The sequence below is a fragment of the Serpentinimonas sp. SMBJO2 genome, assembly GCF_056341105.1.
The window spans coordinates 1,936,334-1,949,310 of the sequence record NZ_CP150628.1; the positions used below are offsets into that span (position 1 = coordinate 1,936,334).

Annotated in this window: 20 protein-coding genes; all 20 read right to left on the minus strand. The window is 71.1% G+C overall.

The genetic code is table 11. The features are described 5' to 3' along the window. Positions 1–46: 46 nt before the first annotated feature. The 20 genes from AAAZ40_RS08990 to AAAZ40_RS09085 all read right to left on the minus strand — a co-directional run bounded on the left by AAAZ40_RS08990 (position 47) and on the right by AAAZ40_RS09085 (position 12,847). The gene (locus AAAZ40_RS08990) at positions 47–1,642 is read right to left on the minus strand and encodes a DUF935 domain-containing protein (protein WP_476660053.1); all 1,596 of its coding nucleotides are present in this window, start codon (positions 1,640–1,642) and stop codon (positions 47–49) included. A gap of 4 nt (positions 1,643–1,646) precedes the next feature. Further along, on the minus strand, positions 1,647–2,414 hold the full coding sequence (locus tag AAAZ40_RS08995) for a hypothetical protein (RefSeq protein ID WP_476660054.1): 768 nt from the start codon (positions 2,412–2,414) through the stop codon (positions 1,647–1,649). Beyond that, positions 2,407–2,760, minus strand: coding sequence for a hypothetical protein (locus AAAZ40_RS09000; protein WP_476660055.1), 354 nt, complete (start codon positions 2,758–2,760; stop codon positions 2,407–2,409). The genes AAAZ40_RS08995 and AAAZ40_RS09000 overlap by 8 nt, the downstream gene beginning before the upstream one ends. Then, a complete protein-coding gene (locus AAAZ40_RS09005) occupies positions 2,739–4,076 on the minus strand; it encodes a terminase large subunit domain-containing protein (protein WP_476660056.1) in 1,338 nt (445 codons plus the stop codon). Before AAAZ40_RS09005 ends, AAAZ40_RS09000 begins: the two co-directional genes overlap by 22 nt. After that, positions 4,066–4,593 (minus strand): phage protein Gp27 family protein, encoded by a 528-nt coding sequence (locus tag AAAZ40_RS09010; RefSeq protein WP_476660057.1) that lies wholly within the window; start codon positions 4,591–4,593, stop codon positions 4,066–4,068. The genes AAAZ40_RS09005 and AAAZ40_RS09010 overlap by 11 nt, the downstream gene beginning before the upstream one ends. 94 nt (positions 4,594–4,687) lie before the next feature. Beyond that, positions 4,688–5,014 (minus strand): cytoplasmic protein, encoded by a 327-nt coding sequence (locus AAAZ40_RS09015; protein ID WP_476660058.1) that lies wholly within the window; start codon positions 5,012–5,014, stop codon positions 4,688–4,690. Beyond that, positions 5,007–5,300: a hypothetical protein gene (locus AAAZ40_RS09020; RefSeq protein ID WP_476660059.1), complete on the minus strand. Its 294-nt coding sequence runs from the start codon at positions 5,298–5,300 to the stop codon at positions 5,007–5,009. The genes AAAZ40_RS09015 and AAAZ40_RS09020 overlap by 8 nt, the downstream gene beginning before the upstream one ends. Beyond that, on the minus strand, positions 5,297–5,713 hold the full coding sequence (locus AAAZ40_RS09025; protein WP_476660060.1) for a holin family protein: 417 nt from the start codon (positions 5,711–5,713) through the stop codon (positions 5,297–5,299). Before AAAZ40_RS09025 ends, AAAZ40_RS09020 begins: the two co-directional genes overlap by 4 nt. Next, positions 5,713–6,093: a D-Ala-D-Ala carboxypeptidase family metallohydrolase gene (locus tag AAAZ40_RS09030; RefSeq protein ID WP_476660061.1), complete on the minus strand. Its 381-nt coding sequence runs from the start codon at positions 6,091–6,093 to the stop codon at positions 5,713–5,715. The genes AAAZ40_RS09025 and AAAZ40_RS09030 overlap by 1 nt, the downstream gene beginning before the upstream one ends. Positions 6,094–6,161: 68 nt before the next feature. Further along, a complete protein-coding gene (locus AAAZ40_RS09035) occupies positions 6,162–6,509 on the minus strand; it encodes a Mor transcription activator family protein (RefSeq protein ID WP_476660062.1) in 348 nt (115 codons plus the stop codon). Beyond that, positions 6,496–6,690, minus strand: a complete 195-nt coding sequence (locus AAAZ40_RS09040; protein WP_476660063.1) for a hypothetical protein — start codon at positions 6,688–6,690, stop codon at positions 6,496–6,498. The genes AAAZ40_RS09035 and AAAZ40_RS09040 overlap by 14 nt, the downstream gene beginning before the upstream one ends. A gap of 123 nt (positions 6,691–6,813) precedes the next feature. Further along, positions 6,814–7,188, minus strand: a complete 375-nt coding sequence (locus AAAZ40_RS09045; protein WP_476660064.1) for a hypothetical protein — start codon at positions 7,186–7,188, stop codon at positions 6,814–6,816. Next, positions 7,185–7,694: a hypothetical protein gene (locus AAAZ40_RS09050; RefSeq protein WP_476660065.1), complete on the minus strand. Its 510-nt coding sequence runs from the start codon at positions 7,692–7,694 to the stop codon at positions 7,185–7,187. Before AAAZ40_RS09050 ends, AAAZ40_RS09045 begins: the two co-directional genes overlap by 4 nt. Next, positions 7,691–8,200, minus strand: coding sequence for a regulatory protein GemA (locus tag AAAZ40_RS09055; RefSeq protein WP_476660066.1), 510 nt, complete (start codon positions 8,198–8,200; stop codon positions 7,691–7,693). The genes AAAZ40_RS09050 and AAAZ40_RS09055 overlap by 4 nt, the downstream gene beginning before the upstream one ends. Before the next feature lie 78 nt (positions 8,201–8,278). Then, positions 8,279–8,839 (minus strand): hypothetical protein, encoded by a 561-nt coding sequence (locus tag AAAZ40_RS09060; RefSeq protein ID WP_476660067.1) that lies wholly within the window; start codon positions 8,837–8,839, stop codon positions 8,279–8,281. An 80-nt stretch (positions 8,840–8,919) separates the two neighbouring features. Continuing rightward, positions 8,920–9,162 carry a hypothetical protein gene (locus tag AAAZ40_RS09065; RefSeq protein ID WP_476660068.1) on the minus strand — a complete coding sequence of 81 codons (243 nt, stop codon included), beginning with the start codon at positions 9,160–9,162 and terminating at the stop codon, positions 8,920–8,922. A gap of 3 nt (positions 9,163–9,165) precedes the next feature. Further along, positions 9,166–9,942: an AAA family ATPase gene (locus tag AAAZ40_RS09070; RefSeq protein WP_476660069.1), complete on the minus strand. Its 777-nt coding sequence runs from the start codon at positions 9,940–9,942 to the stop codon at positions 9,166–9,168. 71 nt (positions 9,943–10,013) lie between these two features. Further along, the gene (locus AAAZ40_RS09075) at positions 10,014–12,107 is read right to left on the minus strand and encodes a hypothetical protein (RefSeq protein WP_476660070.1); all 2,094 of its coding nucleotides are present in this window, start codon (positions 12,105–12,107) and stop codon (positions 10,014–10,016) included. Next, positions 12,104–12,403, minus strand: coding sequence for a hypothetical protein (locus AAAZ40_RS09080; RefSeq protein WP_476660071.1), 300 nt, complete (start codon positions 12,401–12,403; stop codon positions 12,104–12,106). Before AAAZ40_RS09080 ends, AAAZ40_RS09075 begins: the two co-directional genes overlap by 4 nt. A gap of 24 nt (positions 12,404–12,427) precedes the next feature. Then, positions 12,428–12,847, minus strand: coding sequence for a hypothetical protein (locus AAAZ40_RS09085; protein WP_476660072.1), 420 nt, complete (start codon positions 12,845–12,847; stop codon positions 12,428–12,430). Between the last annotated feature and the right edge of the window lie 130 nt (positions 12,848–12,977).

A 12,977-nucleotide genomic window follows, 5' to 3' on the forward strand; every position in this document is an offset into this window, starting at 1 on the left:
GCGCTCGGCAGGCCAGACCATTTTGCCGGCGTCAACAAAATGGTCATCACGCATCGTCGTCAACCTCAGTCGCGGCTTCCAGCCCGTGCGTGCCGCTGATGCGTGCGCTGTAGGCGGCGCGCGCCAGCGCTTCGGTGAGCTGCGCCTCGTCGGGCTGCGCCAGCGTGGGCGCAAGCGCATCGAGCAACTCGGCGGCGCTCCAGCCCTCGCGCTCGGCGCGTGCAAAGAGCTGCTCCAGCGGTGCCAGCACCGGCCCCATCTGCTGGCGCCAGCCCGCCATGGCTTCGTCAATCAGCGCGTCGATGGCATCGGGCGCGGCGCTCGGCTCGGCGGCGTGCGCCACCACTCCAGGCGCGGCCCTTGTCGCACCCAATGCGGGCACGGCAGAGCTCAGCCGCCGCTGCGCCGCCAGGTTGGTAGCTTCGGCCGGCGGCGTGAGCAGCGGCTCGTCGCCATCGGGCTCGGGGATGCCCCATTTCTGCCGCGCCCAGCCTTGCGGCACCGGCAGCCCCAGCGCCACCAGGCGCGCCACCTGCAGCGACAGGCCGTCGAGGTCGTCGGGCTCCACCATTTCGAAGTGCAGGCGCGGCAGCGGCGCGGCCTCGCCCAGGTTCAGGCGCACCAGCGGTGCGGCCAGGTCGCGCGTGAGCGTCGCGGCCAGGGCGCGCGCGTCGGCGGCCATCAGCTCCTTGCGCACGTCGTCGTGTACGCGCGCCTGCGCCAGGCTGCCCGTGGTGCCCTGCTCGGTGGTCAGGGTCTGGCCCAGCACCGCCTTGCTCACCGCGCGGTCGAGGTATTCGATCAGCTTTTGGTACAAGTCGGCGCTGGCGCTTTTGCCCGCCGCCTCCACCAGCTCGAGCATCATGGACTGCGGAATCACCGCCGCCGCATCCGCACCCAGGCCCAGCACAGCTTCCTTGAGCACGTCCACGTCTTGCGGCGTGGCGGCCGGGTCGTACTTGCCGATGCGAATCGGCTGCCCATAGAGCTCGGCAAAGCGCGCCCAGTCGCGCAGCGCGTAGGCTTTCACCACCCAGGCCCATAGCACGGCGCGTGCCACGCCATGCTGCAAGGGCAGGCCCGCGCCGCCCAGCGCATGCACGACAAAGCGCGCGGCCGGCAGCGGCTCGCCAGCAAAGGGCTGCTCGGCACTGAGCAGGCGCAGCTCGGGCGTGCCCTCGCGCGTCCAGGCAAACCAGTGCGCCGGGCGCGGCAGCAGCGCGCGCGGCCGCCAGGGCTGGCGGCGCGTGTCCCACACCAGCTCGGCCACGGCGTAGCCCTTGGCCACCGCGCCCATCAGGTGCATGGCGACCTCATTCATGGGCAGCTCGGCCAGCACCGCGCGCACCAGCTCGGCCGCCTCGTGCGCGGCGGGCGTGTCGTCGGCGGCATCCACCAGCAGCGGCAGGGCGGATACCGCCATGCAGCGGCTTTGCAGCACGGCGCGGTAGTGCAGGTCTTTTTCGGCGATTTCGTCGGCGGCGAGCAAAAAGTCGCGCCCGTCGCCCTGCGCGGCGCGGCGCAAAATGCTTGCCACCCGCGTGGGTGTGAGGCTGGCCAGTGCGCGCCAGTGCGCGTGGCTGCGCGGCCCGCCGCGCGTGGGCGTGGCGATCTCGGTGTTCAGGTCGGCGGCGCGTACCATGGGCTCAGGCCTCGATCAGGTAGATGGCAGGGATGTTGCCCGCGCCCGCCGTCAGCCCGGCCGGGGCGTTGGCGGGCAGGGTCGAGCCGCTGCCAGCGGCAAACAGGTGCGAGATCAGCGCGTTGCCGCCCACCTGGCGACCAAGCCCGCTGGCGATGCTGTTGGTCTGCAGCGCGCGCAGCGTAGCGCCCGCCGATGCGATCAGACAGGCCCAGTACAGCACGCCGGGCTGCAGTTCGAAGTTGGTGCCAAAATTGCCCGTCTGGTCGCCCACCGCAATGGACAGCGCCGCCGTTTGCGCCAGCAGCGCGCCCGGCTCGTCGCTGCCGTCGGCAGCGCTGCGGTTGGCGTACAGGCCCAGGCGCAGATCGCCCGCTGCCGCTACCGTGACCGATGCGCGCAGCGCACTGAGCAGCACCGGGCGCGGTGCCTGCAGCGGCACAAAATACAAGCGCTCTGCGGTCAGCACCAGCGTGCCCAGCGGCTGCGCGCTGGCATCGCCCACGATACGCGGCGTCGCCAGGCGGCGCGGCCAGGGCCGCCCGGCTGGGCCAGGCAAACCTTCCGGCCCCTCCGGCCCCATCAAACCTTCCGGCCCCGCTGGCCCGGTTGGCCCCGGCGGCCCCGGCAGACCCGGCAGACCCGGCGGCCCCGCTGGCCCAGCAGGCCCCGGCAAGCCCGGCTGTTGCGCGCGCACCACAGGCGTGCTGGCGTGTACCTGCACCAGCACCTGCGGCGAGCGCGCTTGCAGCACGCGCAGCGGCTCAGTCATGGGTCACGTCCTCCAGCACGGTCAGCGTGCCGACTTCGTAGGTCACGCGCACCGCGCCCGCGTGCGTGACTTCGAGCGCAAAGCGGTAGCTGCCCGGTGAGAGCGTCTCGGTGGCGGCGTGCGGCACCTGCATATCGATGCGCCCGCGCGCCGCGTCCAGGCTCAGGCGTGCGTCGGCGGAGCTGGCACTGAGCACCAGCGCACCCGCGCTGTCGCGCAGGTGCAGCCGGGCGCTGGCCCCGTGCAAGGCGATGGGCTGCCCGGCTTCGTCCTGCAGCGCCCAGGCGCGGCGCCAGGTGTCGCCCCGGAACAGGCGGGTGGCGCTCAGCTCATCTGCGCGTACCATCCGGCACCCTCCTCGGCTTCAGAGCCCGCCCAGCGTCGGCGCGCCAGCGGCAGATAGTCGTAAGCGCAGGCCGGCCCGGCGGCGGCGGCGCAGCACAGCGCCAGCGCCCAGAAGCGGTCGGCGTGGCTGCCGTCTTGGCGCTCGGCCACCAGGCGCGGCGCACCGGTGGGGCCAGCCACACGCTGCACCGAGTGCAGGTCGGCGCGCAAGTCGGCGCGGCCCAGCGGCAGGCGCAGGCGCTTGTCTTCCATGCGCTCCTTGAGCGCCGTGGCCATGTCGAGCTTGCGCGGGCCGCTGAAGATCACGCCCTCCACGCGGTAGCTGCCGTGGCGCCGCTGCGCTTCTTGCACCGGCATCTCGCCCAGGCCGGTTTGGTCGAGCGCGGCGCGCAGTACGCGGTAGTCACGCATCACGCGGTCGAGTGTGGCCAGTTGCTCGCCAAAGCTGGTGGCGCGCAGCTCGATCAGCTCGCGCAGCCAGAGCACGTCGCCCACCAGCTCGGCCACCGCGATCACCGTCAGGTCGCCGCGCGCGGCAAAGTCCATGCCCACATACACCGGCCCGCCCTGGTACACGCCCGGCGCGTCGGCGTCTTCGCAGCCGTCGATCAGCTCGTAGGGCAGCCAACTGGTGGCCCCATCGACGAACTGGCACTCGAACTCCTGCGCCCAGGCGGTCGGGTCGGCCATGGCGCGTTTGAGCTCGGCGATGTTGCGCGGCAGCCCGTCGGCCACCGCGTCGTGGATCGTCACCACGTGGCGGCTAAACAGGCTCTCGGGCTGCGTCATCAGCTCGTAGAACTTGTCGCCGCGCCCGTTGGGGGTGCTGATCACCCGCAGCTTCAGGTCGGGCCGCGACACCACTGGCAGCAGCGCCGTCCAGATCGCGCGGTTGTCTTGGTGGTGGGCGAACTCATCCAGTATCAAGTTGTCGCTCATGCCGCGTGCCGTGCTGGCCTTGGCCGCCACGGCGCGGATGTAGCTGCCGCGCTGGCCCACGCGCACCACGTGCGCCAGGCTGTCCACGTCCAGCGGCTCGTCCAGCGCCTCGAAAGCTGCGCCAATCGCCCGCAGGTGCAACTTGACGCCGTTGTCCATGGCATCGAGCGCGCGCGCCTGGCTCACCGACAGGATCGTCCAGCGGCTCACGCGCCCCTCGGCCTCGGCCTCGAGCACGTCGAGCACCGCCTCCAGCGTGGTGGTAAAGGTCTTGCCGGTCTGGCGGCTCCACATGCCGACCTTGAAGCGCGCGCGGTCGGCCAGGTAGCGGCGCTGGTAGGGGTAGAGGATGGGCCCGGCCGCAGGTTTAGCCGCCATACAAGGCCTCCCGCACCGCCTTCAAAGTCTCGGCATCCAGCCGTTTGCCCGCATTCGATGCGACACGCTCCACCTCGTCCAGGCGCGTTTTGACCTCGTCGGCCCAGCGTTTTTGGCCGATGCTGGCGCGGCTGGCTTCGGCAATCGCGCGCGCGGCCTGGCTCAGAATCTTGACCTGGTCGGCGGGTTCGGCGTCTTGCGCTTCGGTCACGCGCGTCATGGCCTCGAACAGGCTGCTCTGCACCATGCGCAGCACGGCGGCAGAGTGCTCGTCGGCTTCGTCGGGCGCGGCTTGCGCGATCAGGCGCGCGGCCTCGGTGCTGGCGCGTATCCTTGCCATCACCACCTGCATGCGCTGGTCGTAGCGGTGGACGGCGGCGTGGCTGATCTCGTAGCCTTGCTCCTTGAGCCAGCTCGAGAGCGCCACATAGCCGCCGTGGGTCTTGTCCAGCAGCAGCCGCTCGAGCTGCGCCTTGAGCTCAAGCGGCAGGGCGTCGATTTTGGGGCGGCGTGGCATTACGCCTCCCGCCGGGCCGCCCCAAGGGGAGCGTGCGCCCCCTTGGGGGGAAGCGAACGAATGTGAGCGTGGGAACTTTGCATGGCCTGCCGCCTCACCACTGCGGCGGCCGAAACACGCCCACCGGCGCAGCGGCGCGGTACTCCACCACGTCCTCGCCCAGGGCGGCGAGCTGCGCCCACCAGATCGGCGCGTTGCGGTTGAGCGCGATCAGGCCGCGTTTTTCCAGGCTGTCGAGCTCGGCGCGGATCATGTCGGCGGTCACGCGCAGCAGGCTGTCGCGCGCGGCGTTGAGCAGCAGGTGCTCGTCGGCCCCGTAGGGGCGCGCATGCCACAGGGCCACCAGCAGCGTCCAGCGCGTCACCTCGCGCTCGGCGCGCGGCAGGTTGATGGCCGCCGCAATGCGGTCGCGTTCATTCATTTTTCTCACCCCGCAGCATCAGTTCGTAGAGTCGATCCAGCTTGACGTTGATCACCGTGTATTCGCGGATCGCGTCGTCGCGCCGCTGGTAGTGCACCGGCAGGTCGGACATGAGGCGTTCGAAGCGGTTTTCCAGGTCTTCGATGCGCTGCAGCCTGGTGTCGATCTCGGCCACCATGCGCGCGGCGAACCATTTCAAAAGCGCAAACACCCCGCCCAGCACCACGCCGACGATGGTCAGCACGTACTCGATGGGCAGCGCGCCAAACAGGTAGGGGCCGTTCACTTCGTCACCCCTTTGATCTTCTCCGCGCTCCTGTACGCGCCCAGGCCCAGCATGCCAAACAAGAGCGTCAGCAGCGTATCGAGCTCCAGCGTCGGCGGCGGCTGCCAGCCCCACAGGTTCGCGCCCGCCCAGGTCAGCAGCGGCTGCGCGATGATCTGGTAGCCCAGCCCGCCAGCGCAAATCCAGCCCACCGCCGGGCGCCAGCCGCCCCTAAACAGGTCGGGTGCGCCAGCTTCGGTCTTGTTCACCTCGAGCTGCCCCAGCGCCAGGCGCATCTGCGCGTCCAGCTCGGCCAGCTCGCCGCGCTGCGCCAGCTCCATGGCGCGCAGCTTGGCATCGGCCGCCGCCTGCGGGTCGGGGATCAGCTTGTCGATGATGCCGGTCACCGCCGGGATGAGTGCGCCCCAGAGCATCACGCGTACTCCCAGATCACGCGCTCGGGCAAGCCCGGCCCGCCCAAGCCCAGGTGCAAGAAGCTGCTGGCAATGCCGATGCGGGTAAAGCCATGCTCCAGCGCCAGCCGCACCAGCTCGAAGCGCTCGGCGCCGCTGGCGCAGGCAATGTCGGCCGCCATGCCCAGCGTGTGTTCACCGGGCGCGCGGCTGCGCTTGCCCGCCTCGACCGGGTGCGTCGGGTGGCGGTAGCCGCTGGTCACGCGCATCGGCCGCCCATAGGCCGTGCGCAGCGCTTGCAGGCGCGCCAGAAAGGCCGGCTGCATGGCGCACTGGCCGGTGTGGCGGCAGGCGAACTCGGCGCGCTTGAAGTTGGGGTAGGGTGTCCAGTCGGTGATCATGCACGCCAGTCTGGCGCAGCCTGGCCCACGGCTCAATTAAAGCCGTTTAGGCTACAGCCCCCGTGCGGCTAGTCCAGCGCCAGCACGCCCTGGCGGCTGCGCGTCTCTTGCGCGCGCTGCGCCGCGATGATGCGATACACGTACTGCGGCGTAATGCCGTAGGCGCGCGCCAGCTCGCGCTGGTTGCGGCCATTGAAGTCGCGCCAGATCTGCACGTCGCGGCTGTGCGCCGCCAGGCGTATATCCTTGGGGATGTACAGGTACTCGCCGCCGCAGTCTTCCAGCACCAGGCGCAGCGCTTCGTAGGCCGCCTGCTCGGCGGCCTCGCCCTCCAGCCCAAGCACGTCGCGCAGGCTGCGCGTGAGTGCGTCCAGGATGATCTGCGCCCCTTCGGGCAGCTCCTCAGGGCGCAGCATGGCTGGCCTCCCGTTTGCTCCCGAGCCGGTACTCGAAGCGCTCGCGCCCGACTCTACGGCACGCCACCGGCACGCCGTTGACGCGCAGCTCGGCCACGCATGAGTTCACCGCACACACCCCCGCGCCGACGATGATGTCGCGCGTGCCGTGCCAGCGCCCATCGGATAGCAGCCGCAGCACCCGTTGCAGGTGCTGCGAATGGTCAAGCCTTGCAGCTCGCATAGTCCACCTCAGATTTCAGCGCCGCGCCCGGCCAGGCAGCAGCGGTGTACCCTCGTCCATCGTCGCAATCGGCAAAACCCATTATCTTACAAACCTGTTGCGCGCCTGTTGCAGCAGCTCGCGCACGCGCGCACGCTGCTCCGGGCTCGGCGCTGGCGGCGCCAGCAGCGGCAGCGGCGGCAGCGGCTCCAGGTGCTCGAACCACTGCGCCGGCGCGGGCCAGCGCTGCGCGCGCGCCGCCAAGGCGCGAAACGCCTGCCTGATGCGCTCTGCGTCGCGCTGCGCCTGCCAGCGCGGATTGCGCTGCAGCAGCGCATCGGCCCAGGCCAGGCTCACGCCCTCGATCGTGTCGGCGCTTGGCGCACCCTCCAGGCGCAGCACCAGCAGGCGCTGCAAGCCCTCGGCCACCAGCGCCAGCAGCCAGGGCGGGGCACCATCGCTCCCGGCGTGGCTCATGCTTGGCTCCCGGCATCGTCGGCAGCCTGCAGCGCGCTGCGCTTCATGGCTTCGAGCCGCTGCACCGCGTCCAGCGTGGCCGAAGGCGCAGCCGCGCGCCTGGGTGCGCTCATCCGCTCGGGCGGCACCGGCACCACGCTCGCCGCATCTGCCAGCGGCAAGCCCTCCAGCACCCGGCGCAGGTAGTTGTGCCCGCTCAAGGGCCGCGCCTCGCGCTCGCTGAGCGCCTGGCGCTTGTTGCGCAGGTGCTCCACCGTCAGGCTCAGGGCCGCGCCCAGACGCGCCGCGTCGCCCTCCAGCGCCAGCGCCTCGCGCGCCAGGCGCAAGGCGCGCTCCCAGCTCAAAGCCCGCTGCGGCGCCCGGAACAGCCCCAGGTAGGCCACCAAAGGGCGGCCCGTTGTCGCATCCAATCCGTGCAGCAGCGCGTACAGCTCGCGCGCGCCGTCGGCCTCGGCCCAGGCTTGCAGGTCGGCTTCGGCGTGGCAGCAGGGGCAGCGCAGCCTCATGCCTCATCCTCCGCCGCACTCCGCGCCTTGGCCCGCTGCGCCTGGCGCTGCGCCAGCCAGCGCCGCAGCCCGGCAATCAGCGCCGTGGCTTGCAAGCGTGTGACGAAGCGCACATCGTCCACCGCGCAGGTGCGGCGCACAAAGCCGCGCAGCGCCTCGTCGTCCAGGCCGCCAAACCAGCCCATGGCCAGCGCCAGGCGCTCGACCTCGGCCACCTGCTGCGGCGTCGGGCGCATCCAGCCGGTGCCGGATTTCGGCGGCGGTGCCGGTATGCCGATCTGCGCCCCCCGGCGTTTCAGCTCCCAGCACCAGCCGATGAGCTGCCCGTCGCTGTAGTCGCGCAGGCTCGCCTTGCCGGCAAACGCCATCTGCGCCGCACGCCGCGTCTCCTCGTCCATGCCGAGCTGCAGCGCCGCCTTGTGCGCCAGCCCCAGCAGCAGGCGGCGGCGGTCGCGCGGCTCGGTGCGCGGCGCGCTCGCGCGTTTGGGTAGATCGCTGGCTTGCATGGCAGGGCTCCTTGCTCGGGTGCATCGGTGCATCCGCCCCATACCCCGCAGCGCAGGGCATGGAGCTGAGGCACAGGCTTACTTCTCAGGCCCGATGCGCACCGCCAAGCTGTTGCGCACGCGCAACAGCGCGCGGTAGGCCGGTGCCCACGGGTCGTCGCCATCCGAGCTCATTTGCACCAGCTTCTCGCTCGGCTTGTAGCTCACGCTCTGCTCCACCAGGTCGGCAAAGCGCTCGCCGAGGAGCTGCTGCATCTTCGCGGCGTCGGCCAGGCTCACCGAGCTGGAGCGCACCGCGCTCACCCGGCAGACCTTGGGCACCACCAGGCTATGCCCCTCCAGCGCCGCGCCCAGCTCGGCCTTGAGCGGCTTGAGCTGCGCCTCCAGCTCGTCGATGCGCCGCACCAGGCCCCAGGCCACCAGCGCCTTTTGCACCAGCGCTGCATCAGCCGCGCTGCGCTGCGCGCCCTCGTGCGCCTCGATGTACACGCCCAGCTCGGCCATCTCTTGCGCCGCCAGGCCCTCGTTGGCTGTCTGCAAGGCGTCAACCGGCGCTGCGTCCGGCTCCACCAGTTCCACCGCCAGCGGCTGCTCCGCCAGTTGCGCCCTCGCGCCCTTTGCTTTTGCCACACTACCCATGTTCACACTCCTGATTCGACCAAGCACCCCGGCCAGGGCGCACAGCGTCAAAAACCCTCGATCAAAACCCAATCAAGAACTCAACCCAGCTCCGCCACGCGGCAGCCCGCGCAGTCGTCCCTGGGGCAGTCAAAACACAGCGCGCCCAGGCTTTGCAGCCGTTGCGCCTGCGCCGTGCGCTGCACCAGCGCCAGCAGCGCTTGGTGGCGCTCGATCAGCTCGCTGCTCGGGCGCTCCAGCTCGTACTTGCCCGCGCGCAAGCGGCTCGCCTCCGCCTTGCTGCAGCCCAGCACGGCGGCAATGTCGGCCAGCGGCAGCTCCACCGCTCACTCCTGCGCCGCCGCGTGGCGGTTGGCCATCCACTTGGCCGCCAGCTCCAGCACGGCGGGTGTGAGCGCCTGCATCTGGTTCGTCTCCAAAATGCGCCGGCACTCCCCGGCCAGCTCCACCGCCTCGCGGAAGTTGCCCTTGCGGCAGCCGTGCCAGAAGGCGGTCACCAGGTCTTTGTCGGCCAGGTCGCCAAAGGCCGGGCGCAGCACGTGCGCGTAGGTCTCGGCGCGGTCGAGGTGGCGCGCACTCACGCGCTTGGCCCCGATGCGGCTGCCCAACTGCAACAGCAGCGGGCGCGTGCGCGCATCGACGAACTTGTGGCTGTACAACTCGGTGCCGATCAGCAGCACCGCCACCGCGCACTCGTCGGCCAGGTAGCGCAGCGCCTCAAGCACGCGCCAGCCCAGCTTGTTGGCCTCGTCCACCACCAGCAGCACGCGCGGCGCCGCTTCGCCCCGGCGCAACAGGCGCTCGACGCTGCCCGGCCCCTCCTGCCCCAGCAGCGCCGCCACCGAGGCCAGCATCTGGTGGCGGCTCATGCCGTCCCAGGCCGCCAGGCGCAGCGCGCCCATCTGCTCGGCCACCGCGCGCCCGGCCATGCTCTTGCCGGTGCCCGCTGGCCCGGTGATCTCGCCCAGCGGGTTGTCGCCGCTGAGCACCAGCTCAGCCAGCGCCAGCGCTTCCTTCACCACCCGCGTCTCGCGTATCTCGCGCTGCACGCGCCGCGCCGCCGGCGCCGTCTGGCGCGTCTCCACCTTGGAGTCGGTTTTCATACTGCCCTTTCCGTTGCTTTGCCACCACAATCAGCCGGCGCCGGGCAGCAGCCCGGCAGCGGCCACCAAAATCAGAACCCCTGGGCACGCGCCAGGCGCGTTTCCTCGTCGTCAAACGCCAGCCGCGTCAGGCTTTCGGCCTCGCGCGCGGCTTGCGCGCGCGCCATCAGGCGGCGCGTGTTCTCGCTCAACTGCGCCCGCTTGGCCGCGTACGCCTGCGCCAGCTCGGCCAGCTCACCCTCGGGCTGCACCTGTTCGGCGGCAGCCTCGGCGCGCGCCAGCGTCGCATCCAATCCGAGCATTTGCCCCCGAAAGCCCGCCAGCGCCGCCTCGTCCAGCGGCCCGCCAGCCTGCTCGATGCGGTCGCTCACCAGCAGCCGGAAGGCCTTGCGCCGCCGCGTGGCTTCCTCGGCCCCGGCCCGCTCGCCCAGCCCGTAGCTGTGCTGCGGCGCAGCCGCGCCCAGCACCTCGCCGCGCTGGCTCAGCACCAGCAGCAGCTCGAACTCCGGCGCCGCGATGCGCGGGTAGCACACCGTCACCCGGCCCTGCACACCCATCAGGAAGTCGCCAAACCAGGTGCGGCCCTTGAAATTGATCGTGCCTTTATCCACCGTGCGCACCTCGCGCTCGGCAAAGGCCAGCATCAGTGCCTCGCGCTCAATGTGCAGCGGCTTCCAGCCCTGCGCCAGGAAGGCGTCGATGCGCTGCTGCGGGCTCAGGCGCTGCATGTGCTCTGCGCCCGGCTGCGGCGTGACGTGGTAGTCGGCCAGCGTCGCATCCAGCCAGTCGCGCACCGCGCCAAAGTCGCTCACCACCGGCGCTGCGCCCAGGTTCGCCACCCGCTTGGCCATGCGGTTGCCGCCCACATAACCAAACCACCAGCCCAGGTAGTGGCGCAGGTTGCCGAACTGGCCCTCGATGCGCTTGCCGCGTGGGTGAAACGGTATGCTGCGCACCAGCTTGCCCGAACTCGGCAACAGCGCCGCTTCCTCAACCGCAAATCGATTGCCGGTCAACTGCGCCAATTGCGCCCAGGCAAATAGAAGGTCATCCCATTTGTATTCCGAACCATTGTCCAGATACAAACGCCGGGGCGCACCGAATGGCGCGCGTTCGCACAGACGCGCAAAGCTCGCCGCCACATGCTCGCGCCGCACGCCCTGGCCTTTGTCGCACAAAAACAAATCGACCCAGAGCCAATTCGTAGAAATGTCGTGCCAGGCAATCATGCGCGCATATGCCGTGGAACCATCGGGCCGCGCCACCGGAATATCCAAGGGTGAGATGTCGCCGCACACCAGATCGCCCGGCTGGTATTGCGCCGCCGTGCGCTGCACCGGGGCAATGTGCTGGTCGTAGCAGCCCTTGGCATCGCGCAGGCTGCGCCCGGCCACGCGGTACAACTGCCCCTCGGCGGCCACAAAGCTGCGTGGGCAGGGCACCTGCAGCAGCGCCGCCACCAGCGCCTGCGGTGCGCCGGCCTCACTCATTTCTTTGCCCAGTGACGCCGTGGCCTTGAGCCAGGCTTGCCGCTCGCTGGTGGCACCACTCACCCAGGCCGAGCGCACCGCCGCCAGCATCAGCCCGGCCAGTGTGAGCACATCTTGCGCGCCCCGGAACTGCGCCACTGCGCGCTGCGCCCAGGCCTGCCAGGGGCCGCTGACCACCTTGCGCGCCTGCCCGCTGTCGGCGCGCTGCCCCAGCCGCGCCAGCGCCAGCACGCCGCCCTCGGCCGCCAGCGCCGCCAGCCGGTACACCGACTGCCAGCTCAAGCCCAGCCCGGCGGCAATCTGCTCGGCCATCGCGCGCCGCCCCTTGTGCCGCTCGGGCAAATCCAGCAGCGGGCGCAGCGCCAGCAACAGCGTGCGCGCGCGCTGCAAGCGCTCAAAGTCACCCTGCGTCGGCTGGCGCGCACCCACCAACTGGCCCACCAGCACGCAGTCTGCGCCCCAGTCGGCCGCCGTTGGCAGATGCGCCAGCGCCACAGCCGCGCCGGTGAACCCACCCACCCCGGTGGCCGCCGGGGCCGCAAGCTGCGCGGCAGGCGAGGGCAGCCCCGCCGGGATAGGTTCACCGCCGCCGCCGTCAGGCAGGGCCGCAGCCGGGGCTGCCAGCCCAAGCGCGTCGTTGGCCGCGCCTGCTGCACCCAGCAGACCGGCGCTCAAGCCGCGCCCTCCGCCCTGCGCGCCGGAACCACCAGCTCCCCGTCGCGCCACAGCGAAGCCCCGCTCTCCCCCTGCCCCTGCAGCCACACCAGCGCCGCCTCGGTCGCGGCAAACACCCGCGCCCCCTGCGTGCGCAGCGCCAGCGGCGCGTCCGGCAGCCAGGTCAGCACCCAATAAGCCGCGCGGCTCTTGTGCTGCACCCGGGTCAGCGTCGCCACCGTCGTCACGCCATTCAGGCGCAGCGTCAAAGTCTCCATCACCACCTCCTCGGCTAACAGCAAGCGCTTGAGCAGCATCAAAGGCCCCATCGCGCACCCCCCTCAAGCCGCCCGCGCCATATCCGCCACCGCCGCAGACAGCGCCGAGCGCGCCGCCTTCGTCAGCGCCGCGCCGCCCTGCTGCTGGCGCACCACCAGCAGCGGCTGCCCGCTGGCCGTGTAGTGCAGCACCTGCGCCTGCTCCCCCGCCAGACTGCGCGCCCGCGCAATCGCCCCCGCGCGCGTCGCGTAGCGCTCCGGGCGCAGCGCATCCAGCGCCACCTCCAGCGCCAGCAACTGATGCGCCGGCGTGGGCATATACACCCTCGGCTCCGCCCGCTCCAGCAGCGCCTTGGCTGCTGCGCGGTGCCATACCAATGTCCAACGCTGCTCGGCGCGCTGCGCCTTGGGCACGCCCAGGCTGCGCCGCACCGTCGCCACCAGCTCCATATCCGCCGTTACCACGGCCCAGTACTCGCTCATGCTTAACTCCATTCGCGCCGCCTGCGGCGCCTGCTGCCACGCCCACCGCAGCGCCGAACCGATGCGGCCCAGCCCCTGCGCCCCACGCCTGCGCACCCGACGCGCTGGCGGTTTGTGCCACCGGTGCCAC

Coding starts and splice junctions, on each gene's coding strand:
- AAAZ40_RS08990 (WP_476660053.1), bottom strand. CDS start 1,642: ATGGTACGCGCCGCCGACCTGAACACCGAGATCGCCACGCCCACGCGC.
- AAAZ40_RS08995 (WP_476660054.1), bottom strand. CDS start 2,414: ATGACTGAGCCGCTGCGCGTGCTGCAAGCGCGCTCGCCGCAGGTGCTG.
- AAAZ40_RS09000 (WP_476660055.1), bottom strand. CDS start 2,760: ATGGTACGCGCAGATGAGCTGAGCGCCACCCGCCTGTTCCGGGGCGAC.
- AAAZ40_RS09005 (WP_476660056.1), bottom strand. CDS start 4,076: ATGGCGGCTAAACCTGCGGCCGGGCCCATCCTCTACCCCTACCAGCGC.
- AAAZ40_RS09010 (WP_476660057.1), bottom strand. CDS start 4,593: ATGCCACGCCGCCCCAAAATCGACGCCCTGCCGCTTGAGCTCAAGGCG.
- AAAZ40_RS09015 (WP_476660058.1), bottom strand. CDS start 5,014: ATGAATGAACGCGACCGCATTGCGGCGGCCATCAACCTGCCGCGCGCC.
- AAAZ40_RS09025 (WP_476660060.1), bottom strand. CDS start 5,713: ATGCTCTGGGGCGCACTCATCCCGGCGGTGACCGGCATCATCGACAAG.
- AAAZ40_RS09030 (WP_476660061.1), bottom strand. CDS start 6,093: ATGATCACCGACTGGACACCCTACCCCAACTTCAAGCGCGCCGAGTTC.
- AAAZ40_RS09035 (WP_476660062.1), bottom strand. CDS start 6,509: ATGCTGCGCCCTGAGGAGCTGCCCGAAGGGGCGCAGATCATCCTGGAC.
- AAAZ40_RS09045 (WP_476660064.1), bottom strand. CDS start 7,188: ATGAGCCACGCCGGGAGCGATGGTGCCCCGCCCTGGCTGCTGGCGCTG.
- AAAZ40_RS09050 (WP_476660065.1), bottom strand. CDS start 7,694: ATGAGGCTGCGCTGCCCCTGCTGCCACGCCGAAGCCGACCTGCAAGCC.
- AAAZ40_RS09055 (WP_476660066.1), bottom strand. CDS start 8,200: ATGCAAGCCAGCGATCTACCCAAACGCGCGAGCGCGCCGCGCACCGAG.
- AAAZ40_RS09060 (WP_476660067.1), bottom strand. CDS start 8,839: ATGGGTAGTGTGGCAAAAGCAAAGGGCGCGAGGGCGCAACTGGCGGAG.
- AAAZ40_RS09070 (WP_476660069.1), bottom strand. CDS start 9,942: ATGAAAACCGACTCCAAGGTGGAGACGCGCCAGACGGCGCCGGCGGCG.
- AAAZ40_RS09080 (WP_476660071.1), bottom strand. CDS start 12,403: ATGCTGCTCAAGCGCTTGCTGTTAGCCGAGGAGGTGGTGATGGAGACT.
- AAAZ40_RS09085 (WP_476660072.1), bottom strand. CDS start 12,847: ATGAGCGAGTACTGGGCCGTGGTAACGGCGGATATGGAGCTGGTGGCG.